Genomic DNA, 24976 nt, shown 5'->3' with positions numbered 1-24976 from the left:
GTATTCAGTAGGCAGTATTCATTTTCAATTTCATGTTCAATTTCATGTTCGATTTCATAACAGTGTTCATTTTCGAAAAGTTCTAAAAAAAGATGCCCCCCTTCCCAAATAAGTGAAAAGGGGGTTATAGAGAGTTGCTAAAAACTCGGAAATGTAACCAACCAAAACTTTAACCCTAACTAAAGTCAATCCTTGATTTTTACTTGACTCTCTACTATATCTTTAATAGGAACGACTAATTTTCCTTCCTCTGTTTTTAACGTAATAGATATACTATCTATTGTCTTAACCTCTCCTTTTATATTGTTAAATTCGATGATCTGCCCTATTTCGTATGTTTTTCTAGTATAAAAGGCTTTTAATACATCCCCAACTACTTTTTGTGCACCAAATCCAAATGCCAAAGCAAATGCCAATAAAAAAGCAGCTAAAATCATGGTGAGGTTACTAGTAATAATTTCGGTATTAACACCTGCTTGGTTCAACGCTGTTATGGAAGTAAATACGAGGATTATAAAAAATACGATTTGACTTATAATTTTAGCCCCAGATAAATCCATAGATTCAAAAAAAGCTTTTAGGTTTTTCTTGATGACATTTGCTAAAATTAATCCAACCGTAAAGATTACCAATGCCGAAAATAATTGTGGTAAATAACCCAAAAGGTTATTTATTTGCTCAGAAATTATGGTTAGGTTCATAATATCGGACGCCATAATCAATAGCATAATATACATGACCCATTTCACAAAGTTTGACACCAACTTTACAGTATCAAAATTCAGCTTTTTCCCTTCAACAACCTCAATGTCATTTATCATATCATCAAGTTTGTTGGTTTTAGCAAGTCTTAAAGCCTTCTTGATAATTTTCACAACGAACTTAGTCGTCAACCAGCCTATAAACAAGACTAGGGTAGCTCCTATAATGTTGGGGAATACGTCTGTAATTTCAAGCCACATCTTACTCAAAGATTCTAGGGCTACATCTTTCCATTTTCCTGCTTCTTCCATTTTAATTTTGTTAGTGTTATACTTAATTTTTCTTTATTTTTTGTTTTCTCTTTGCTTCATAACAGATTCGATCAAGTCGCCTATATTATAAGAAAATAGCTCAGCAAGATCCATAAGCAACTTAGCTATGGCAATATCTCTCATAACCTTGGACTTAAGTTCCTTTGGAACCTCCTTAAGTGGTTTGTTTATGTTTTTAAACGGATTATTCTCCATTATTTAAGATATTATCGTTATATACTGTTATCAACTTATCTTTAGCGCGTTTAATCCTCATTTTAACGGCACTTTCTCCAATTTCCAAAACACTTTCAATCTCTTTTATAGAAAGAAAATCCTGGTATTTTAGTAATAAGATCATTTTCTCTTCAGGAGAAATTAGTTCTAAAGCTATTTTTAGTTTATCTATTTTCATATCAAGAAAACTATGGCCATCGTCTTCTTTTTCAGAAAGGTTTTCAACCTCTTTATAATCTACAGACTGTTTTTCTATTTTTTTTGCAGTATTTCTAGTTACATAATTTACACAATGGTTATATGTAAAAGCATACAGCCATGTTGAAAACTTCGATTTCTCTTTAAAACTTCCCAACGTAACAAAAAGTTTTAAAAAGATATCTTGAGTTAGATCCTCTGCTTCGTCTTCATCCTTGGCAAAACCCAAACATTTATTATATACCAGCATAGCATACCTATCGTATAAAATCTCAAAAAGCAATGTGTTATTGTCTTTTACAATTGCTTTTACCAGATCTTCATCAGATAGTTTATTAATATTTTCGAGGGGTTTCAAATGTAGCGCGTTTCGCTATTTTAATTGTTTATAATTAAGATATGTCACTTATTAAAGAACAAAACCTATTTATTTTGGATCCATAAAAACAAAAATAAAGAAGTTTTATGTTAAAGACCTTTAAAAAGTTTAGTAATTTGTAAGACAATTTACTAAAAAATAAAATTTTACAAAATGAAAAGGTATGTATTATTATTCATGGCCCTAAATTTATTTTTTTCATGTAAAAAAATGACCGAACAACCAAAAGAACTTATAGTTAAACCCACGGCATCGTCCAGATATGCCTGTGTCCCACAAGTTACGGATGCTGAATGGTATAAAAAAGATAACATAGCACCACTTTTAAAAGGCTACGATGCAGTAAACTATCCCATTACGACCCAAAATGTTTTGGTGCAACGTTATTTTAATCAAGGCATGGCATTAGCTTATGGCTTTAATCATGCAGAAGCTGCCCGTTCTTTCTATTATGCTACCAAATTAGATCCTAATTGCGCTATGGCATTTTGGGGATACGCCTATGTATTAGGACCAAATTACAATGCCGGTATGGAAGATGACAACTATGAACGCGCTTATAAAGCGATACAGAGCGCAAAAAAGCTATCTAAAAATGCTACGGAAAAGGAAAGGCGATTTATTGATGCTATGGCATTACGCTATGCCCTCGAACCTCCAGAAGATAGAACGGCTTTAGACACTAAATATTCTAAAGCCATGAAAACTTTATATGAGCAATACCCAGAGGATACGGAAATTAGTGCTTTATATGCGGAATCGCTTATGAATTTGCACCCTTGGGATTTAAATGAAAAAGATGGCAGCGAAAAACCGTGGACTATTGAAATAATCACACTTTTAGAAAAGCTCATTGCCCAAAATCCAAAACACCCTGGAGCACATCATTTTTATATTCATGCTGTTGAGGCTTCCCGTACACCAGAACGTTCTAATATATCTGCAAAAGCTTTTGATGATGGCTTAGTGCCCGGTTCTGGGCATTTATTACATATGCCATCCCATACGTATATAAGAACGGGAGAATACCACAAAGGCACCCTATCGAATATTGCTGCTGTTGAGGCAGATAGCGCCTATGTTACAAGCTGTCATGCCCAAGGGGCTTACCCACTCGCCTATTATCCGCATAATTATCATTTTATGGCTGCTACCGCCACCTTAGAAGGCAATAGCCATTGGGCCATGGCCGGAGCCAATAAAGTATCGGAACATGTGCATCCGGAAATTATGAAACAACCTGGTTGGGGTACTTTGCAACACTATTATACCATTCCATATTATGTAGCTGTGAAGTTTAAAAAATGGGATACCATTTTAAATATGAAACTAGAAACCTACGACCTAAAATATCCCAAAGCCATTAGACATTATGCAGAAGGCATGGCACATTTAGGAAAGGGGCATTTAGACAAAGCTAAAGCAGAATTATTAAAACTTGAGGTTTTAGCAAAAGACGACACACTAAGTAATGTGACCGTTTGGGATATTAACTCGGTTTATGAATTAGTCAACATAGCTGAAAAAGTTTTAAAAGCTGAAATTTTAGCTCACGAGGGCAACTTAAAAGCTAGCATTGTTCTTTTGAAAGATGCTGTTAAAATGGAAGATGCCTTAAACTATAATGAACCGCCAGATTGGTTTTTCTCGATTCGCCATCATTTAGGGCGTATTTATAGACTAAACGGACAACAGAAAATGGCCATTGATTTATATCTCGAAGATCTGGAACGCTTACCAAAAAATGGATGGGCATATCATGGTATAAAAACGGCGTATGAAACATTGAAAGATAAAGAAAACACCGAACGTTATGAAACACTTTTTAAAAAAAGCTGGAAACATGCTGATTTTGAATTGTGATGAACTTCCATGATTTTTATATATCATAGTAACCTTATACCAATTATGAATTAAAGTGAGCTACAGAAAACGACATTGCTTATTTGTTTTAGCCTGCTGCGAGTTATTTGCATAGCCTAAGCTATGGAAATGACAAGTAAAGTGATAAAACGAATTAATGAATGTGTTTGAATTGCGTATTTTAATTCATAATTGGTATTAAATACTTTAGGGTCAATTATTACGTTCATAGTTTGCTTTACATGTATTTTACCCATTTAACGGATCAAACTAATAATTATGTCTCGAATACAATTATTGTATGCTTTGGATTCTTTGAATTGGGTACCTAAAACTATGATTGTTTTTTTTAAACAAAAAAAAATATAAACATATATATTGATAAATATAAACATATTTTCAGCATATACATTGATAAAAAATATCGATATAGAAAAACTAAAGCATGGCTTAATTTACAATTGCAGGTATTACAAAAGGAAGATCGAAGACGGCAAACACAAAGCCTCTGTTTTAAATACTGCCAAAGCTAAATTAATAGCCAGAAACTTTACCATTATTAAAAGACCTCTCAAGTCAATGAAAGGTCTTTAGATTTTAGGGAATTCTTTAGATTTTAACTTAGAATTCGACCTCGCTTCAAACTTTTACACAGTTTATAGCTAAATCAATATAAAATAACATGAACCTTCAGAGTAAAAAACCGAATTTCTTCGTTAAAAATACTCGCCGTAACTAGGCTATGCCTACGCTTTTTAACTAGAACTTCAATTTTTTATATCTAAATATTCTATGCCATTTTATATCGACTTAGCCATATTGGGTACTACCAAATTTATAAAGTTTTTTAGACCCCAAGTCTATTGAAACGTATAACTCGTTTTTACAACTTGAGTCAACCTGAAATATCCAAAAGCATAATTATCAGGAGTTGTTGTATTGATACAGTTCCCTCTTAAAGGTACAGGCGTTGAACTAAAAAGACCGGCACCTTCAGATTGTTCTATAAGGATGCCTATATAATTGGAATAGGCCTTAGAGATGCCAAAAAATGAAATATCCACAACATCCCCTGCCCTAAAGGCCTCTATTTCATCTGTGTCATCATCTTCTTCTTTTTCAAACCACCATGTAATTTCATTACCATTAACAAATTCATCATCTCCATCTTCCAGTGCCGGTAATAAATCCCCTTGCCTTTTAAATTTATATAGATAATAGTTTTCCTCGGCCTCTGGATCTGTAAAAATAATATTGACCTCTAATTCTTCATCATCAAAACCGCCATCTATTGATTGTGTAATATTATCAATATCTACAACTGGTGTTAAAGTTTCATTTGCCGTATAAGTTTCTCCCTCATGAACCACTTCTAAAGTATACGATTGATTGATTATAGGAATAAACGCCGTTGTTGTATAGATCCCATTACCTTGGTGTGTAAAAATAAATTCTGTGTCATCATCATCATTAACAACTCTTACAGAAGCATTTGTAACGCTTGTAATAGTAGTGGTATCAAAATAAGGTGTCGACTTACTTAATTTTATTGTTTGATTGTTTCCTGCGGTTCCTTTTTCCCAATCAAGAGATGCTTCAATAACCAATCTGCTAGGAGCGGTTTGTACCTCTACGGATATAACATCTTCGCACGATGTTAAAGACATGGCTAAAAAAAGTATGAATAATTTAAAATATATGTTCATTTTGTTAAAATTTAAAGTTATATGTTACAGATGGTACGATTCCAAAAATAGCTGTTCTGGTGGCTTCATTAATACCTAAAGTTTCATTTTGAGTAAAAGAAATCGAAGCGGCATTTTTTCGATTATACGCATTATAAACACCAAAAACCCATTCGCCTTTCCATCTCTTATTAGGCTTTCTATTTGGTTTATAGGTTGCAGAAATATCCAGCCTATGGTAAGCAGGTAGTCTATCTGAATTTCTATCAGAAAAACTAGCTACCGATTGCCCTTCATATTGATATTGTCCGTTAGGATATGTTACAGGCCTACCCGTTTGGAACACCAAATTACCTCCAAAAGTCCATTTATCGTTTAACTCGTAGGCTCCAGTGACCGAAAAATCATGTGTTCGGTCAAAAGAAGAATTATACCAATTACCATTATTAATTCCAGGACCTCCTGCGGTACCTCCCAAAGTTCTTTGTTCTGCTTTAGATAAGGTGTACGATATCCATCCTGTAAACATGCCTTCATTTTTACGAACTAAAAGTTCCAAACCATAAGCTCTGGCTTCACCATTTAAAATTTCGGTTTCTATGGTATTTTGACCTATTAGATTGGATCCATCAATATAATCTATTCTATTATCCGTCGTTTTATAATAACCTTCAACTTCCAGAGAGTATTTTTTATTATTAAAATTTCTAAAATACCCTAATGCATACTGATCGGATAATTGCGGTTTAATATACTTTCCACTGGTAGTCCACACATCTAAAGGTGTTACCGAAGTTGTATTTGATAATAGGTGAATATATTGAGCAGACCTTGAATATCCTGCTTTTATGGAAGAGAACTCGTTTAATTGATATGCTAAAGACATTCTAGGTTCTATATTACCAAAATCCTTGATACTTTCTCCTTTTTTATAGGTCGTTTCCCCTATTTCTGTACCTCGCTCATAAATGCCCAAAGTACTGTTATATACTACAGGCTGATTATTGGCATAGTTTTTCATTGCCACACCTCCCAAACGGCTAAAACCACTATATCTTAAACCATATTGAAGGGTTAATTTATCCGTTATCTTGTGTTCTGCGTTAACATATAAGCCACTTTCGAATGCCTTTTTTCTATCTAATGATAAAGGATTTATAGGTGATGTTTCAGAAGTTGGGCGTACTTGGCCTGGGTCAAAATCATAATAAATACCACTCATTCCAAAATCCAACTTAAAGGCATCGCTAGCATAATACTTAAGGTCGTATTTTATATTATAATTATTAATTGAAGAAATCCAATCAAATTCATCATCCGTAATTTCTAAATCGTAATCATACTTACTATAAATAAAAGATAAGTTCGAAAATAAACGATCATTAAAAAGGTGGTTCCATCTTAAATTCCCTGAAGCATTACCGTAACTACTTTTAAAGCTTTTGCCAAACTTAAAGGTGTCCCTACCAAAATACCCTGATAGGTACAGTTTATTATTATCATTTAATTTATAATTGGTTTTTAGGTTTAAATCATAAAAACCCAGTCTGTTTTCATCATTTGCTGCCGCCAAAAACAAGTTTACATAAGAGCTTCTTCCTGCTATTAAAAACGACCCCTTATCTTTAAACATGGGGCCTTCTACGGCTAGTCTACTGGAAATCAATCCAACACCTCCTGTAAAAGAAAGATTTTTACTATTCCCATCTTTTTGGCGTACATCCAATACAGATGAAATTCTACCTCCAAAACGAGCTGGGATCCCGCCTTTGTATAATTTAATATCCTTAATAGCATCTGCATTAAATACAGAAAAGAAACCCAACATGTGCGATGTATTATATATAATGCCTTCATCCAGTAATACTAAGTTTTGGTCTACGGCACCGCCTCTTACGTGAAAACCACCAGTACCTTCACCATTTTTAGTGACTCCTGGTAGCATTTGTAAAGATTTTATAACATCAACCTCCCCTAAAACCACAGGCATTTGCTTTACCGTTCTAATATTTAATTTAGAAACACTCATTTCTGGTTTCTTAAGACTTACTCGTTCGGTTTCTTCGGCAACAACAACGACCTCATCCAATTGGGTCGATTCTTCCTCCATTTCAAAATTCACTTTTTGATTTTGATCTAAAGTGATATCTTGCTTTATATTTTCGAACCCCATATAAGAAATTATCAATGTGTATGTACCTTTCGGTGCTGTGATGGAAAAGAATCCATACTCATTACTAATGGAACCAATGTCTGTTCCTTTTAAAAATACCGATGCTCCAAAAGCCGTTTCTCCATTTTTTGCCTCTTTAATTATACCACTGATGGTGTAATTTTCCTGGGCCGACAAAACCGCGGTAAATAACATACATAATAATACTAGATTTTTCATTCGCTTTTTGATTATTGATTTTATAAAATTTAAAAATAATTTGTGTTAAGTAATTTTTAATTTGTTTTTAAACGTGCTTTTTGTATTTAATACCAAATAAACTTTAAAATGAAGCTAATAATTCATTTCTATCGCGCACATATTTCATAATAAAACCATGTGCTCTGCTTGACTGGGTATAGAACCGTAGCTTAGATTTTATTATTCATCTGTGCTCGCTATATTCTAAATTATTTTACCCTCATTTTAAAATCCATTTGGTATAACATCCGATCTCTCTTTTACGAATGTTGCTTTTATCTTCCAGCCAAATGCTAAAAGTAGATTTAAGGATTCTTATTAGCTGGTTTTTGTAAATACTTCCCATTTTTTTATTAATTATTGGTTTGTTTTTTTGTACTGAATTAATTTCAGTATTGTGGTTGATTTTTATTTTTTCTTAATCTTTATCTATTGACATTCGAAAAGGTGAAAGGTTGCACAAATAGATTCTTTTTTTTAGGTTTTAATTTTTTTATAAAGCGCTTATCACTAAAACATATTTGATATTTTAAATTCATTAATTAATTTTCTGAATGTCCGTAATCATACATAATGATTTTTTTGTCATTCTGAATACTTCGACTACGCTCAGTACAGGCTATAGTGAAGAATCTGTTGATAATCAATGAGATCCCTCGTTGCCTCGGGATGACAAAATCAATATATTTTAAGATTTATGACATATTACGGATAATCAATTTAATTTTTCTAATGCTTTAGGCACACCTAAACACTTGTAATAAATTATTTATACGCATTAATCTTAAACCTCTACAGGGGCCCCTTTTACTATACATAGTTAGAAATAACTACTGTTGCATAACTAGGAATCGTTGACGAAAAATTAATTCGTAAATCCTAAACAAAGATGTGGCAAATTTGAATTCGGAAAGATCAAGTTTACAAGGGCAATGAAAAATAGAAGTACGTGCCTACAAGAAAGAACCTACAAAGCCTTATACTATAAGGGATTATAGTGAAAATAAATTATTAAAAACAAAGTATGTATACACAGGGAAAAAGAAAAACACCTACTTATACCAAATAAACTTCAAAATAACTGGTTAAATCCGTTTATAATTCAAATTTATTACCAATCATTTTAAAATTCATTTGGTATTAAATACTTGAATTACTAAAAAATTCGGTAGGTGTTTTACCTGTGTGTAATTTAAAATGTTTATTGAAAGTAGATTTTGTACTAAAACCACAATCGTAAGCCAAAGAAATCATGGTATACTTTTTATTTTCGGGCAATGAAGCTAATTTTATAAATTCTTTTATACGAAGTGAATTCACGTAATTATAAAAATTCTTTCCTTCCTTTTCATTAATTACCTGTGATAAATGATTTGGATGTACCTCCAATCGTTTAGATAACTCTACCAAGGTAAGGTTTTCGTCCTTATAGGCTACATTATCTTGCATCATTCTAGTTAAGTTGGCATAAATTTTAGTAGCGTCCGCTTCATTTAAACCAGATTTGGCATACTTTCCAACTTTAGCAATAGGTTGTTTTGAATCAATTTTGCCTTTGTTATTTATATTGTTGGTTCTTTCTTCTGCTATTTTAATGCCTTCCAACCCTGAATTGGAATTAAAGATATTTAGCTGATTGATTCCAAAAATAGCGATGCACAAAACAAAAACAACCACAATCGAAAAAATAATATCATTATCAAAAAAAGCTGAAAACAACCAAATAATAACAAACCCAAATGAAAGCAATCGAAGCCATTGCAATTCTTTTTTATCTGTATTAGAAAAATTATCCTGAATGCTTTTTTGATGTTTTTTTATTAAAATAATAGACCAAATAGAATATGCTAATCCTGAAATGGCTATAACCCAATTATTAATTATCACAAACCATTCATAGCCTAGTCCATTATTCTTAAAAATGTATACTTTTTCAGTCCCTTGTAATTTATAAAATGGTATAGCCAAAAGGTAAATAAAAATAGTTGGCAGTAAATGCAATACTATTTTCGGAATACGATTTAGTGGATTTCCTGTAATCTCCCTAACATAGAAATACAAGAAAACACCTATTATTATAGGTATTCCAAAATCAATGCCTAGCCAATTTGGGTACTTATAAGTAACCTCCTTAAAATTTAAATAATTGAATATTTGATTAATAGAAATTAATATTAACCACAGTACCAGAATTTTATCTGCACGAGATTTGTTCTTTTTTATCAATAAAAGAAGTGAAAGAAAAATGGCTATAGATATTCCTACAATAAAAAGCACTCTTTAAGCTTAAATGTTTAAATATGATAACATAATATTTCTTTCTTTATTGGGGGTATACCTAAACAAATAATGTCTAATACCTCTTATAGAACTCATCTCAGCATTTTATGATTGGTTACAAAATCAACCCACTAGCAATGAGAGACAGGCTATTTTTACTCTCATATTCTATCTTAAAAATACTCTCCGTAACTAAGCTATGCCTACGCTTTTTTCCTTGAACTTCAATTTTTTATTTCTAAATATTCTATGCCATTTTATAGGAACTTAGCTATACCTTCCAACATGAAAGTCTCATTTTTCACTTCAATAAAAAAGAGGGTGTCTAAAAAGTAAGTTCGATGTCATATTGAGCTTGTCGAAATATTTTTAACTTACTGATAATCAATATCGGTTTCGACAGGCTCAACCTGACAAATCAAATTATAAAGACTTTTTAGACACCCTCTTCATTTTATTTTTAAAATATGATGATGTATTATATATGCAAAGCTCTATCATCTGTAGCCGCCAACGCCGCTTCTTTAATAGCTTCTGTAAACGTTGGATGTGCATGGGACATACGTGACACGTCTTCGGCAGATGCCCTATATTCCATAGCAACAACAGCTTCAGCAATCATATCCGCAGCACGGGCACCAACCATATGAACACCTAAAATCTCATCAGTCGTTTTATCTGCAAGAACTTTTACAAATCCGTCTAAATCCATACTCGCTCTACTTCTACCTAAAGCACGCATGGGGAATTGCCCAACTTTGTAATCTATACCAGCTTCTTTAAGTTGTTCTTCTGTTTTGCCGACCGCAGCAACTTCTGGCCACGTATAAACAACTCCTGGAATTAAATTATAATCGATATGAGGTTTTTGTCCTGCCAATGTTTCTGCAACAAACACACCCTCTTCTTCTGCTTTGTGCGCCAACATAGCCCCTTTGATCACATCTCCAATCGCATAAATATTTGATGCACTTGTTTGTAAATGATCATTGACTTCTACTTGTCCTCTATCGTTTAATTTTACACCTGCAGCTTCAGCATTTAAACCATCCGTATAAGGACGACGCCCTACGGACACTAAACAGTAATCACCTTTAAATGTAACTTCTTCACCTTTTTTGTTATCGGCTTTTACAATAACTTCATCACCAACACGCTCAACAGACTTCACTTTATGAGAGGCATTTATTTTAAATTTCTGTTTCTTTAAAACTTTATTGAGTTCTTTGGACAGACCTGCATCCATGGTTGGAATAATACGATCCATAAACTCAACCACAGAAACTTCTGCTCCTAATCTTTTATAAACTTGTCCAAGCTCTAAACCTATGACACCGCCACCTATGACAATTAGGTGTTTTGGTATTTCTTTAAGCTTTAAGGCTTCTGTAGAAGTTATGATCCGCTCTTTGTCAATATTTATAAATGGTAAATTTGAAGGTTTACTTCCCGTAGCAATAATAGTGTTTTTTGCCTCTATCTCGGTAGCCTCTTCTCCAGAAACAGTAATATGGGTCGCATCCTTAAAACTTCCTAAACCTTGGTAAACATCAATATTATTTTTCTTCATCAAGAAATCAATACCGCCAGTAGTTTGATCAACAACAGCTTGTTTACGAGCTATCATTTTTTCTAAATTCACCTTTACGTCTCCAGGTATTTCTATGCCATGTTCTTCAAAATGCTTAACAGCATCTTCATAATGATGGGAAGAATCTAAAAGAGCCTTGCTCGGTATACAACCAACGTTTAAGCAAGTACCCCCAAGTGTAGAATATTTTTCTATAATAGCAGTTTTCATTCCTAATTGTGCGCAACGTATTGCTGCTACATATCCTCCAGGGCCAGAACCTATTACGGCTACATCGTATGAATTCATAATTTATTTTTGATGTTCATTTTAAAAAATCGAAGAACAAAAATACAAATGTTTTGTGGGAAGACAATAAAAAAACAGGTCTTAATAGAGTGGAATTCTCATTTCTTTTAGTCCTAAAGAAAGTAAATAATCTTTAACCTCTAAAGCATCGTCTCCACCTTTCTCTGCATGGTGCAACAAAGTAAAACAATGAGGTCCTTTTACGTTTATAAGGCTAGGTGAAAATCTCATCATAGGCTTTATAATATCCAACTTTCCAAACAAAGCTGCCGTAAAAATATTGGCCTGCGTCCCATGATCTAAAAAATATTGAGCCATTTCCTTATTACCAACATGACTTGCAGCTCCTAATCCGGTTTCGAAATCACCACGTCTCCAATCATGTGCCGCGTTGAGCAAGGTAGGGTATTCTTCCAGTAGCTCCTTTACTATATCAAACTTTCCATGAGAAGCACCAACAAATTTCTCAACCAAAGCTTTATCCAATTGGGGTTCTTCTTGTGTTTTACCAAAAGAAAACAAAGGGAATGCCGGAATAATTAAAGATGTCATCCCAACCGATTTAATAAACTGATGGCGATTCATAATTTTAATGGTTTTAAATAAAATTAATCAGAAAAGTCAAATAAATAAAAGTGTTTAACATGCTTTTATGTTAAATAACATGCACTATAAACCTAATACCCCCTGCTTTTCCTCAATATCATTCAATATCCATTCCAATTCTGAATCCTTTTTTATACTTCTATCATTAATAGCTGGTAAAATTTCAACATCCGGTTTTACACCATAGCCATCTGGGTTTTGCTTTTGGGGCGCTTCTATCTGCATCATTCCCATTCTTATTTTCAACTTGGTATTTGGTAGCTCATAAAGCTTATAAATACCAGCAACCGTACCATTATAAGCGCCTCCTGTTTCCTCTCCTACGAAAGTGGCTCTTTTTGTTGCTTTTAAATGGGTAGATAATAGCGAAGAAGCCGAAAATGAATTCCCATTAATCAACACATAAATTTTACCCGTAAAATGTAAAGGTCTTGGTTCTTTAACTCTGGTTTGCCTAAACCTGTAATACAACTTACCATGTCGTTTTCTCGTTCTTATTAAATTCTGAACAATAATGATCGGCGACACTATGCCCGATAATACTTTTATACTATTTGATGTTGTATTGCTCATCAAAAATTTCAAGAACGGTATACGGCTATTTACCTCGCTATCTTCTATAAACTTATAGTTCTCAAGGGTTAAATACGAATACAAATAATCTATCTCGGCTATTCTCCCCCCGCCATTATCCCTTAAGTCTAAAATTAAATATTTTGTTTTTGCTGAATCCAATTTTGCGAAACTTTCCTTATAGAACCTCTTATAATTACCATTAGTAAAGCTTCTTAATTTCATATAAGCTACATCTTTTACTTCTTCCATAAAGCGAAAGTTTCGAGTGTAGGTTTTATATTTTTTTATAAAACCATGCTTTCTGTTAAACTTTCGTTTCTTTTTTAAAGCCAGTCGATTGGCCCTTTTTTCTGCCGAAGTTAATTTTTCACGTTTTGCAACTTTGGTCGTATCTTGTTTTTTTGATTTTTCTTTCTCTTTTAACCTTTTAAAAGTCTTGACAAATAAAGAATCCTTGTTTTTAAAAGTAATCCTTAAACTGTCTACAAACCCTTTGTCTTTATAATAAAAATTAGAAAATTGCCGGCCAACATACCTGTTATAAAGTGTGGTATTATAACCATCTGAAGAAAAACGTGTTTTGTAGGTCTTTATTAAGTCTGAAGTTAGGTCATCTTCGATTTTAACCACTTCGCTTCCTATAATGGTAGAATCTTCACCTCTAGTATCTTTAACCCAAAGCTTATTTTCTAAATATTCAAAATCCAGGGCGTAAAATTCAAACTTACGCTTAAGCAATTGTTTACGGGCCTTTTTAGTATACCATTTATTTGCAGAACTTAGAGAAATATGGCCTTGCCTAATTTGGGATACCACTGGTGCCAACTTTTTGTAGAGCTCCCTAGAATCAATAGGCGTTGTAATTGCCTTTTTCAAACTATCAAATTTAAAGTCTAAAACTTCTTTTGGCGTATATTGATATAATTTAGGATGGTGCCTTTTTAATTGCGTATATACTTTGTCTATATCTTCATGTAAATGGGCTATATCATGCAATTTCGTTATTTGTTCATTATGGTTTTTAATACTTCTGCATGATATAAAACCTAATAAAACCCAAATTAATAAAATCGTTTTTTTCATATATTGAAGGCATTTAAACTTTTTCAATGGGCTAAAATGGTCAAAAGCCAAAATTCTGTTATTTTAGATTCCACCCGCTAAAGTAATTTTATTTCCTTAAATGTCTAATCTATTAATCGTTCTTTAGCGTCTAAATCGTTTTTTCGCTAACATAGCACACCTATAACTTCATAAAATTATGTAGTTTTGTGCTCCATGCAAAAAAAGATTAACATACAGAATAAAAAGGCCCGCTTTCTATATGAAATATTAGATAAGTATACGGCCGGTATTGTACTAACTGGAACAGAAATTAAGTCCATACGCAGTAGTAGGGCATCTATAGCCGAAAGTTTTTGTGAGTTCAATGAACAAGGTGAGCTTTTTGTTATTAATATGACTATTGAAGAGTATGCCTTTGGCAATTATTATAATCATCGCCCTAAAGCAGAAAGGAAACTTTTACTAAACAAAAAAGAACTAAAAAAACTACAAAAAGAGGTTCAGAATACAGGGCTTACCATTATTCCCTTGCGATTGTTTATTAATGAAAAAGGGTTTGCTAAAATGGACATCGCTTTAGCGAAAGGTAAAAAGCTGTATGATAAACGAGAAACCATTAAGGATCGTGATAATAAACGTGATTTAGATAGAATCAAAAAAAACTACAAATAGTTCAAATTGGGCATCCAACATTTTTAAATTCAATTGATTTAACAAGTTTAATAGCCCTTCGCTGCTTATATCGATGAAATATTCTTAAATTTAAGAAAGCCTTAACGTTTCAAAACTAACAAAATCTTTACTTTGTTAATCTAAATAAATTTATATCCATTTGAATATCTGAAGATGAAAAAAACGATATCAGTTATGCTATTGTGTATTGTAACTCTGTCTATGCAATCACAAGAAAAAGCGAAAGACTATTTAGAAAAAGTGCAAACACTAGATAGCACAATTAATACACTCTACACTGTTATTTCGGGAGAAAAAGGCGCTGAGAGGGATTGGGCATTATTTAAATTTTTATTTAAACCTGACGCAAAACTCATTCCTTCTTTTAAAAATAAGAAAGGGGAACTTATAGTACGTTATATGTCTCCGGATGATTATATTAAAAGCTCTGGAAAATGGCTCGTTGAAAATGGCTTTTTTGAAAAAGAAATACATAGAAAAATAAATACTTTCGGTAATATTGCTCAAGTATTTAGTACGTATGAATCTTTTCATAGTGAATCTGACGAAAAACCATTTATGAGAGGTATCAATAGCATACAGTTCTTAAATGATGGTAAACGTTGGTGGATAATCAATATTTACTGGACTCAGGAAACTAAAGAAAATGCCATCCCCAAAAACTATCTTCCCAATTAAATAAACGGCCTCGAGGTATCAAACCAAAAAATCAATAAAAAACATGAATAGCTCAGCAAGACTAAGGTATATAGTATTGACTGGCACCTTACTTATTTCAGGTGTCTTTTTAAGTTTAGGACAACAACCCATAACAAAAGCGGTACCTGTTTTTAAAGATGGCCAAGCACAAGTAGTAGAAGCATTCAATACACCAAAAAAATGGATTCGACATGATTTATTTGTTGAAACCACATTTGATACCGATGGTGATGGTAAATTAGATAGGATGCATGTTGCAGTAACAAGACCTTACCAAACCGAAACAGAAGGTTTAAAACTTCCAATAATATATGTTTCCAGCCCCTATTTTGCAGGTGTTGCAGAGGGTGGAAAAGAATTATTCTGGAATGTACAACATGAATTAGGTGAGCAAGTAGAAGGCCCAATACATCCAGAAGTGAAACGAGTTGGTGAACGCCCCATTATATCTAATTCCCATATAAGCAAATGGGTTCCTAGAGGCTATATTGTAGTGCATTCATCCTCACCGGGCACAGGTTTATCCCAAGGGGCTCCAACGCTTGGAGGCGACAATGAATCATTGGCACCCAAGGCTGTCATAGATTGGTTGTGTGGTAGAGTAAAAGGCTACACAGAACCTTACGGAAACGAAACTGTTGAAGCTTTTTGGAGTACCGGAAAAGTGGGCATGACCGGCACCTCTTATAACGGCACTATCCCCTTAGCAGCTGCCACTACCGGTGTTGAAGGGCTTGAGGCTATTATTCCTATCGCTCCTAACACATCGTATTATCACTATTATAGATCTAACGGATTAGTACGTTCTCCTGGAGGGTATTTGGGTGAAGATATTGATGTTCTATATGATTTTATTCATAGTGGTGATGAGTCTAAACGCCCCCATAATAATGCCAAAATAAGAGATACCGAAATGAAAAACGGTATGGATAGAATTACGGGCGATTATAATGATTTTTGGGAGGATCGCGATTATATACATGATATGAAACCTATGAAAGCGGCGTTACTGATGTCCCATGGTTTTAATGATTGGAACGTCATGCCAGAACACAGCTATAGAATTTACAAAAGAGCTAAAGAAATGGGCTTGCCAACCCAAATATATTATCATCAATTTGGGCATGGTGGTCCACCACCAATTAAAATGATGAACCGCTGGTTTACGCATTATCTACATGGTATAGATAATGGTGTTGAAAATGACGCAAAAGCTTGGATCGTTAGGGAATATGATAAAATGGACGAACCAACACCTTATAAAGATTATCCTAACCCCGAAGCCTCTAATGTTACATTATACCTAACAATGGGCGCTCACAAAGCAGGTGGCTTGCGGACTTCCAAAGTAAAAAAACAAGGAAAGGAAACTTTAATTGACGATTATTCATTTTCAGGTAAAGACCTAGCCAAAGCAGAAAGTTCTAAGCATCGTTTACTTTATGTAACTCCTAAATTAACAAACGACATTCATATTTCCGGAACGCCTAAAATAACCGTAAAATTAGCAAGTAGTAAACCTGCTGCCAACTTATCGGTTTGGTTAGTATCACTTCCCTGGAATGAGCAGGAAGGTACAAGAATGACAGATAATATCATCACCCGTGGTTGGGCCGACCCTCAAAATCATAAATCATTAACAAAAAGCAAACCATTAAAGCCCGGAAAATTTTACGAGGTGTCTTTTGATTTAATGCCCGATGATCAAATTATTAAAGCAGGACAACAAATAGGGCTTATGGTTTTTTCTAGTGATAAAGAATTTACATTACACCCAAAACCAGGAACAGCATTGACTGTTGATTTGGATGGAACTCATTTAACCTTGCCTGTGGTGGGAGGGGTTGATTCTTTTAATGGGGCTCTGGGGAATTGAAAAACCACAGAAATTCACATTCTTGTCGTACTAAACATTTAAATACCATAATCGTGCATTTGACCCAAAATAAGAAACTATATTTCTAAACTTGTTGTATTTGAAAGAGGTATACATGCCATTGTATAGCTAATCGTAGCTAATTTGTCATGATTGGAAAACTCAACTAAAAATTTAAAAGCCATAGGGCAAACAGTTAAATTTAAATGGAACAAAAAATACACATTATAGATTTCATTTCTAATATTTCAGGGTATTTTAAAAATGAACAAAATCTAGCTCCTTGGGAATTAACATTTAACTTAAAAACTGTCATAGAAAGCATCATTCCTAAACTCAGTACGGATTTCAAAATAACGGATGGAATCGCTATTCATAAATCTACTGTTATTGAAAATGGAGTTACAATTAAAGGACCGTTTATAGCAATGGCAAACTGTCATATTGGAGCAAATTCATATTTTAGAGAAGGCGTGTTTTTGGACAAGTCAGTAAAAATTGGTCCCAGTTCTGAAGTAAAAAGCAGTATAATATGTTCTGAAACCGCCATAGCCCATTTAAACTATATTGGAAATAGCATCATTGGACAAAACGTAAATTTTGAAGCGGGTTCGATTGCGGCCAACCATTATAACGAAAGAGTGAATAAAAGGATTCGGGTTAAATATAATAATGCCATAATCGATACTGGAATTGAAAAATTTGGCGCTCTGGTCGGAGATCATTCAAAAATAGGCGCAAACGGAGTTTTATCACCTGGAACCATTCTTGAAAAAAAATCGATCGTTAAAAGGCTGGAGCTAATTGAGCAGCTAAAAGATGAATAAAAGCGTTTAGTTCTTATCCTCCAACAAGGGCACAAAACGAAATTCTCCAAATTCTTCCTGCTCAAATTCTTTTTGTCCCTTTCTAATAAACATAGTCATGATTTGCACATCGTCACCAACAGGAATGACCAACCTACCTCCTATCTTTAATTGACTTAATAAAGGTTTTGGTACAAAAGGGGCACCTGCAGTAACAATAACACCATCAAAAGGTGCTTCACCAACCAGGCCCTTATAGCCATCACCAAAAATGAGTTTTTTAGCACGGTACCCTAATTTAGGTAAAAACTTACTCGTCTTTTTAAATAATTCCTGTTGGCGCTCAATACTAAAAACCTTAGCGCCCAATTCGCATAAAACAGCCGTCTGGTAACCACTTCCAGTCCCGATTTCTAAAATTTTATCCCCTTTTTTAACTTGTAATAATTCGCTTTGAAATGCTACCGTATAGGGTTGTGAAATAGTTTGATCTGCAGCAATGGGAAACGCTTTATCTTGATAAGCATGGTCTAAAAAACCAGAATCCATAAATAAATGCCTAGGTATTTTTCCTATAGCATTCAAAACATTTATATCTGTTATTCCTTTGGCTTTTAAAATATTAACCAACTGTTGGCGTAATCCTTGGTGTTTAAAAGTATCTTTCAATGTTAGGGAGCTTTAGTAAGGCTAAAATTAGTTAAACATTTGTAAGATGGAAACAAAATAAGCAAAATTTATTTTCGGCATCAAATAAGCAAAAATTAGCTGTAAATAATCAAATTCATGTTCTAATACCATTTCTCATTTGAAATAACCACAATAAAACGCCCTTTTTTACTTTTTACTTCAGTATAAAAAGAAACCGTAACTAGGGCTATGCTTTATTTTTCTATTTTGTATAAAGTAAAAATTCATCATTTTCTTTTACAGTTATTTCAGTATAAATATCTTATTTTTGTGGAAAACGTAAAAATATGCTTAAAGTTGGTGTACTTGGTGCTGGTCACTTAGGAAAAATTCATTTAAGACTTCTTAATCAATCAAAAAAATACAACCTTGTAGGTTTTTATGATGCAGATGAAACCAATGGTAACAAAGTAGAAACAGAATTTGGTTATAAGTTTTTCAATTCTATAGAGGCGCTTATTGATGCTGTCGATGTGGTAGATATCGTAACGCCTACGCTCTCACATTACGACTGTGCCAAACAAGCCATTGCAAAGGGAAAACATATCTTTATTGAAAAGCCAATAACCAACACCGTAGAGGAAGCAGAACATATTAGGGAACTTCTGGCCGAACACAACCTTAGAGGACAAGTAGGTCATGTAGAGCGGTTTAACCCTGCCTTTATTGCTGTAAAAGACGATATTAAATCACCTATGTTTATTGAATCGCACCGCTTGGCAGAATTTAATCCCAGAGGAACTGATGTGCCTGTGGTATTAGATTTAATGATTCATGATATCGATATTGTTTTAAGTGTTGTAGATTCCAAAGTTAAAAATGTCTCGGCAAGTGGCGTTTCTGTAATTAGTGATACACCCGATATTGCTAATGCCCGAATTGAATTTGAAAATGGCTGTGTTGCCAACTTAACGGCAAGTAGAATATCACTAAAGAAAATGCGCAAAGCACGTTTCTTTCAAAAAGACGCTTATATTTCTGTCGATTTTTTGGAGAAAAAATGTGAAGTTGTTAAGATGAAAGATGCACCGGAACTACCTGGGGATTTCGATATGATCCTTCAAAATGCCGAAGGTGTAAAAAAACAGATTTACTTTGATAATCCAAATATATCAGAGAACAATGCCATTCTTGATGAATTAGAAACGTTTGCCGATGCAATAAATAATAACACCTCTCCTATTGTAACGCTTTACGACGGTACAGAAGCTCTCAGGGTAGCAACTCAAATAATAAATTGTTTTTAAAAATATTTACATGAAACCAACATGGTTAAAATAATCATTAAACGCTCTAGGAAATGATTATTTTAATTATCAAAGGTCGCATGTGACCAATTAAAGTCAAGAAATATAAATACATGAAACGAGCATTAATAAACCTTAATAATATATTCAAAAAAGAATATGTTTAAAGTTCCTGCCGGCAGGTTTAATGAGAGCACGAAGCGGTTGTATACGTTCTACATTTTTTAATTAATTCACTATCAAATAATTACAAAAATTTAAACATATGAAAAACATTGCAGTTATAGGAGCTGGTACTATGGGTAATGGTATCGCTCACACATTTGCACAAAGTGGTTTTAAAGTGCAACTTATAGATATAAGCGAAACTTCACTAAAAAAAGGCATGGAAACCATCACTAGGAATTTAGACAGAATGGTAGCCAAAGAAAAGATTTTTGAAGCAGACAAAACGGAAACCCTATCGAACATTACTACGGTTACCAGTATTCCAGATGGCGTAAAATCTGCAGACTTAGTTGTTGAAGCTGCTACTGAGAATGTCGATTTAAAACTAAATATTTTCAAGCAATTAGATGAAACCTGTTCGAAAGAAACCATTTTAGCTACAAACACATCCTCTATATCAATTACACAAATAGCTGCGGTAACATCTAGACCAGATAAAGTTATCGGGATGCATTTTATGAATCCAGTGCCCATTATGAAATTGGTCGAGATTATTCGTGGTTATAATACAAGTGATGAAGTCACTAAAGACATCATGGCTATGTCCAAAACTTTAGGCAAAGTACCTGTTGAAGTCAACGATTATCCCGGCTTTGTAGCAAATCGTATTTTAATGCCCATGATTAACGAATCTATAGAAACACTTTACAATGGTGTTGCTGGTGTCAATGAAATAGACACGGTTATGAAATTGGGCATGGCACACCCCATGGGCCCATTACAATTAGCCGATTTTATTGGTTTGGATGTTTGTTTATCTATACTGCATGTGATGCATGATGGATTTAAAAATCCTAAATATGCCCCTTGTCCATTATTGGTAAATATGGTTAGAGCAGGTAAATTAGGGGTGAAATCCGGTGAAGGTTTTTATGATTATTCAGAAAGTAGAAAAGCGGAGCACGTTTCGAAACAGTTTTTAAGGTAAGTATGTGGTCAGTGGTCAGTGGTCAGTGGTCAGTGGTCAGTGGTCAGTGGTCAGTGGTCAGTAAATGTAAAATTTAAGAATGAAATTTCAAGATTTATTAGCTTATAAGAAATCGTTTGACTTAGCAATGAAAATTTTTCGCTTATCAAAATCCTTTCCTAAAGAAGAAATGTATTCGCTTACAGATCAAATTAGAAGATCTTCTAGAAGTGTATCCGCTAATATTTCTGAAGCCTATCGTAAAAGATTATATCCTAAACATTTTATAAGTAAATTAACCGATAGTGATGCAGAAAACCCAGAAACCCAAACATGGCTGGAATTTTCTTTGCATTGCAAATATATTTCAAAAGAAACTTTCAATAGTTTGATGAGTGAAAGCTATGAAGTTGGAAAACTAATTAACTATATGATTCAAAATCCCAATAAATTTGGTTGTAAGTAAAGACCAAGTAGAAAGTAGTGAAGATTGAAGATTGAAGATTGAAGATCGAAGATCGAAGATCGAAGATTGAAGATTGAAGATTGAAGATTGAAGATTGAAGACCGAAGATTGAAGATTGAAGATTGAAGATTGAAGACCGAAGATTGAAGATTGAAGATTGAAGATTGAAGATCGAAGATTGAAGATCGAAGATTGAAGATTGAAGATTGAAGATTGAAGATTGAAGACCGAAGATCGAAGATTGAAGATTGAAGATTGAAGATTGAAGATCGAAGACCGAAGATTGAAGATTGAAGATTGAAGATTGAAGACCGAAGATTGAAGATTGAAGATTGAAGATTGAAGATTGAAGACCGAAGATCGAAGATTGAAGATTGAAGATTGAAGATTGAAGACCGAAGATTGAAGATTGAAGATTGAAGACCGAAGATCGAAGACCGAAGACTGAACACCGAACAACGAACAACGAAGACTGAACACCGAACACTGAACACTAAATACTGAATACTGAATACCGAACACTAAAATATGGCTAAAATAATACCATTTAAAGCAGTTAGACCAACACGAGACAAAGTAAGCCTGGTGGCTGCCCGTTCTTACCAAACTTATACGTTAGCAGAACGTGAGTCTAGAATGGGTTATAATCCGTTTTCATTTTTGCACATAATAAATCCAGGGTATAAATATCAAAAAGAAATTTCTGGGAAAGAGAGATATGCCTTAGTTAGAAACCGTTATTTAGAATTTAAGGAAGACGCTATTTTTATTCAAGATAAAAAGCCGAGCTATTATGTATATAAAATTGTAAACAGAGAAGGTATTACTTTTTCTGGAATTGTTGCTGCTGCAAGCTCAGGAGATTATGAGAAAGATATTATCAAAAAACATGAAGATACTATCGAATATAGAGAACATGTATTTAAAGATTATTTAAAAGCAGTAGGTTTTAATGCAGAACCAGTGCTTTTAACCTATCCGGATAATACCATAATTGCCGATATCATTTCTAATGTACAAAAAGATAGAGCTGAGTTCGAATTTACAACGACCTATAGAGATACCCATTATTTATGGAAACTTGATGACCCGAAACTAATGGATCGTATTTGTAATGAATTTGAAAAAATTGATACCATATACATTGCCGATGGGCACCATAGGTCTGCCTCGTCATATTTACTTGCTAAAGACCTAAAATCTGAAAACAAGACGCACACTGGAAAAGAACCATATAACTTTTTTATGAGCTATTTAATTCCTGAATCTAATTTAAGAATTCATGAATTCAACAGGCTGGTTAAAGATTTAAACGGATTGACCAAAGAAGCCTTTTTGATACAATTGGATATGGTATACCGCATTGAAAACAAAGGTAGCGAATTATATAAACCAAGCGGTAAACATCATTTTAGCATGTATCTTGATGGGGAGTTTTATTCTTTATATTTAAGAAAAAATAATTACGAATTTAGTAACGCTCTTGAGGCTTTAGACACTCATATTCTTTACAAAACTATTTTAGATCCTATTTTAGGGATCTCAGATGTCCGTAACGATACACGTATTGATTACTCTTATGGCAAGAATGATCTTGTGACTATAAAAAGTAAAATTGATCGTGGCGAATTTAAAGTAGGCTTTGGTCTAGTTCCTATTACTGTTGAAGAAATGAAGGCTATTGCCAATGCTGGTTTAACCATGCCTCCTAAAAGTACTTTTATCGAACCAAAATTACGAAGTGGTGTTACTATTTATGAATTTTAATTCCTGCGAAGGCAGGAATCTCATCAAAAAAAACTACAATATAATTATGACCTCATCTTGACTTTTTATTGCTTTGCAGCGATGCTATTCAGATCAAAAAAAACTTCATTTGGGAATATCTTTCTGCTGATAGGCAGGAAATCACTATTTTTCACTACAATTACAAAAGATTAAACCACTCCATTCTTAAACCATTTTAAATGAATACCATTGAAATTATCCTTTTAAACTTTTCTGAAATTAGAAGACGTAGCATTAAACTTTGGCAAGGCATTCCAAAAGAGCATTTACATTGGAAACCAGATAACCAAGCCTTTACAATTATAGAAATGATAAGGCATGTGCTAGAAGGAGAGCATTTATTTCATATGATTGTGGAGAAAAGGGGTAACTTAGGGTCTTATAAATCACCTTGGGAAAACTTACCATACGAAAGTATAGAAGCAGAGCTTAAGTTTGCAGAAACCTATCGAAACGATTTTATTAATATGATTAGAAATTCTAATCCGTTAGATCTAGAGCAAATTAGAATTGAACGTAGCGAAGTCGGACAAAGTAAAACGCTTGGTGATTACCTTAATCGTATAGCTTATCATGAATCTGTACATACTGGACAAATGTTAAGCTATCTAAGAACTATTGATGTTGAAAGACCCCAAATTTGGGATTAACTTTATTTAATAATGAGTATAAAACAAAACCTTCAAAATATAAAATCATCATTACCAGAACACGTCACACTTGTTGCTGTTTCAAAAACAAAGCCTGTAAGCGATTTAATGGAAGCTTATCATGCTGGGCAGCGTATTTTTGGGGAAAATAAGATTCAGGAAATGGTAGAAAAACATGATACCATGCCCAAAGATATTGAATGGCATATGATTGGTCACGTACAAAGCAATAAAGTAAAATATATGGCTTCCTTTGTACGTTTAATTCATGGTGTAGATAATCTTAAACTTTTAAAGGAAATAAACAAACAAGCTATAAAACACCATAGAGTTATAGATTGTTTGCTTCAAATAAAGATAGCCTCAGAAGATTCTAAATTTGGAATGACACCAAGAGAGGCTTCAGAAATTATAAAGTCAGAAACATTTTCAGAGTTAAAAAACATTAAGATTGTTGGACTCATGGGAATGGCCTCGTTTACTAATGATGAAAATCAAGTGAAAAAAGAATTCAAATACTTAAAAGATACTTTTGAGAATTTAAAACATATAAGTACAGATAACTATCAATTAAACACCATTAGTATGGGAATGAGTGGCGATTACCAATTAGCTATTAATTGTGGTAGTACGATGGTTAGAGTTGGAAGTAGTATATTTGGCGTAAGAAGTTATCATTAAATACATTGGCACACCCCCATCCTTTAATTAAAACTTCGAGCGAACAGATTA

21 protein-coding genes are annotated in these 24976 nt (G+C 33.5%); 11 read left to right on the top strand and 10 right to left on the bottom strand.

Annotation, left to right across the window (positions count from 1 at the left end; translation table 11 throughout):
- Positions 1-185 precede the first annotated feature (185 nt).
- The 3 genes from PQO00_RS14820 to PQO00_RS14810 are packed head-to-tail and all read right to left on the bottom strand — an operon-like array spanning position 186 to position 1806.
- Positions 186-1013: a mechanosensitive ion channel domain-containing protein gene (locus tag PQO00_RS14820; protein WP_274185632.1), complete on the bottom strand. Its 828-nt coding sequence runs from the start codon at positions 1011-1013 to the stop codon at positions 186-188.
- Positions 1014-1046: 33 nt separating this feature from the next.
- Complete coding sequence (locus PQO00_RS14815) at positions 1047-1229, bottom strand: hypothetical protein (protein WP_274185631.1); 183 nt, start codon at positions 1227-1229, stop codon at positions 1047-1049.
- Positions 1219-1806 (bottom strand): RNA polymerase sigma factor, encoded by a 588-nt coding sequence (locus PQO00_RS14810; protein WP_274185630.1) that lies wholly within the window; start codon positions 1804-1806, stop codon positions 1219-1221. The genes PQO00_RS14815 and PQO00_RS14810 overlap by 11 nt, the downstream gene beginning before the upstream one ends.
- Before the next feature lie 231 nt (positions 1807-2037).
- On the opposite strand from PQO00_RS14810, the gene PQO00_RS14805 reads away from it, so the two are divergent.
- Positions 2038-3690, top strand: coding sequence for a M48 family metallopeptidase (locus PQO00_RS14805; protein WP_274185629.1), 1653 nt, complete (start codon positions 2038-2040; stop codon positions 3688-3690).
- Between the two features lie 860 nt (positions 3691-4550).
- Here PQO00_RS14805 and PQO00_RS14800 read toward each other — a convergent pair.
- The 6 genes from PQO00_RS14800 to PQO00_RS14775 form a co-directional block, all read right to left on the bottom strand.
- Positions 4551-5396, bottom strand: coding sequence for a DUF4249 domain-containing protein (locus PQO00_RS14800; protein WP_274185628.1), 846 nt, complete (start codon positions 5394-5396; stop codon positions 4551-4553).
- A 4-nt stretch (positions 5397-5400) separates the two neighbouring features.
- On the bottom strand, positions 5401-7767 hold the full coding sequence (locus tag PQO00_RS14795; RefSeq protein ID WP_274185627.1) for a TonB-dependent receptor: 2367 nt from the start codon (positions 7765-7767) through the stop codon (positions 5401-5403).
- Positions 7768-8928: 1161 nt separating this feature from the next.
- Positions 8929-10065 carry an AraC family transcriptional regulator gene (locus PQO00_RS14790; protein WP_274185626.1) on the bottom strand — a complete coding sequence of 379 codons (1137 nt, stop codon included), beginning with the start codon at positions 10063-10065 and terminating at the stop codon, positions 8929-8931.
- 481 nt (positions 10066-10546) lie between these two features.
- Positions 10547-11947 carry a dihydrolipoyl dehydrogenase gene (gene lpdA, locus PQO00_RS14785; protein WP_274185625.1) on the bottom strand — a complete coding sequence of 467 codons (1401 nt, stop codon included), beginning with the start codon at positions 11945-11947 and terminating at the stop codon, positions 10547-10549.
- An 81-nt stretch (positions 11948-12028) separates the two neighbouring features.
- Positions 12029-12532, bottom strand: a complete 504-nt coding sequence (locus tag PQO00_RS14780; protein WP_274185624.1) for a hypothetical protein — start codon at positions 12530-12532, stop codon at positions 12029-12031.
- An 84-nt stretch (positions 12533-12616) separates the two neighbouring features.
- Positions 12617-14212, bottom strand: a complete 1596-nt coding sequence (locus PQO00_RS14775; RefSeq protein WP_274185623.1) for a S41 family peptidase — start codon at positions 14210-14212, stop codon at positions 12617-12619.
- A 195-nt stretch (positions 14213-14407) separates the two neighbouring features.
- Here PQO00_RS14775 and smpB point away from each other — a divergent pair, with 195 nt between their 5' ends.
- From smpB to PQO00_RS14755, 4 genes are all read left to right on the top strand, one after another.
- Positions 14408-14866, top strand: a complete 459-nt coding sequence (gene smpB, locus PQO00_RS14770; protein ID WP_274185622.1) for an SsrA-binding protein SmpB — start codon at positions 14408-14410, stop codon at positions 14864-14866.
- A gap of 174 nt (positions 14867-15040) precedes the next feature.
- On the top strand, positions 15041-15565 hold the full coding sequence (locus PQO00_RS14765) for a hypothetical protein (protein WP_274185621.1): 525 nt from the start codon (positions 15041-15043) through the stop codon (positions 15563-15565).
- Between the two features lie 43 nt (positions 15566-15608).
- Positions 15609-17462 (top strand): Xaa-Pro dipeptidyl-peptidase, encoded by a 1854-nt coding sequence (locus PQO00_RS14760; RefSeq protein ID WP_274185620.1) that lies wholly within the window; start codon positions 15609-15611, stop codon positions 17460-17462.
- A gap of 206 nt (positions 17463-17668) precedes the next feature.
- Entirely contained in the window at positions 17669-18289 is a 621-nt protein-coding gene (locus PQO00_RS14755; protein WP_274185619.1) for a DapH/DapD/GlmU-related protein, read from the top strand.
- 6 nt (positions 18290-18295) lie between these two features.
- On the opposite strand, the gene PQO00_RS14750 is transcribed toward PQO00_RS14755, so the two are convergent.
- On the bottom strand, positions 18296-18937 hold the full coding sequence (locus tag PQO00_RS14750) for a protein-L-isoaspartate(D-aspartate) O-methyltransferase (protein WP_274185618.1): 642 nt from the start codon (positions 18935-18937) through the stop codon (positions 18296-18298).
- 308 nt (positions 18938-19245) lie between these two features.
- On the opposite strand from PQO00_RS14750, the gene PQO00_RS14745 reads away from it, so the two are divergent.
- The 6 genes from PQO00_RS14745 (at position 19246) to PQO00_RS14720 (ending at position 24925) form a co-directional block, all read left to right on the top strand.
- Positions 19246-20205, top strand: a complete 960-nt coding sequence (locus PQO00_RS14745) for a Gfo/Idh/MocA family protein (RefSeq protein WP_274185617.1) — start codon at positions 19246-19248, stop codon at positions 20203-20205.
- A gap of 265 nt (positions 20206-20470) precedes the next feature.
- Entirely contained in the window at positions 20471-21361 is an 891-nt protein-coding gene (locus PQO00_RS14740; RefSeq protein WP_274185616.1) for a 3-hydroxybutyryl-CoA dehydrogenase, read from the top strand.
- 79 nt (positions 21362-21440) lie between these two features.
- Positions 21441-21806, top strand: a complete 366-nt coding sequence (locus tag PQO00_RS14735) for a four helix bundle protein (RefSeq protein ID WP_274185615.1) — start codon at positions 21441-21443, stop codon at positions 21804-21806.
- 528 nt (positions 21807-22334) lie between these two features.
- Positions 22335-23573 (top strand): DUF1015 domain-containing protein, encoded by a 1239-nt coding sequence (locus tag PQO00_RS14730; RefSeq protein ID WP_274185614.1) that lies wholly within the window; start codon positions 22335-22337, stop codon positions 23571-23573.
- A 200-nt stretch (positions 23574-23773) separates the two neighbouring features.
- Entirely contained in the window at positions 23774-24244 is a 471-nt protein-coding gene (locus PQO00_RS14725; RefSeq protein WP_274185613.1) for a DinB family protein, read from the top strand.
- A gap of 12 nt (positions 24245-24256) precedes the next feature.
- Positions 24257-24925: a YggS family pyridoxal phosphate-dependent enzyme gene (locus tag PQO00_RS14720; RefSeq protein WP_274185612.1), complete on the top strand. Its 669-nt coding sequence runs from the start codon at positions 24257-24259 to the stop codon at positions 24923-24925.
- The last annotated feature ends 51 nt before the right edge of the window (positions 24926-24976 follow it).

The organism is Flavivirga sp. 57AJ16, from assembly GCF_028736925.1.
Taxonomy (GTDB): Bacteria; Bacteroidota; Bacteroidia; order Flavobacteriales; family Flavobacteriaceae; genus Flavivirga.
This window is presented reverse-complemented; position numbering and strand designations above follow the sequence as displayed.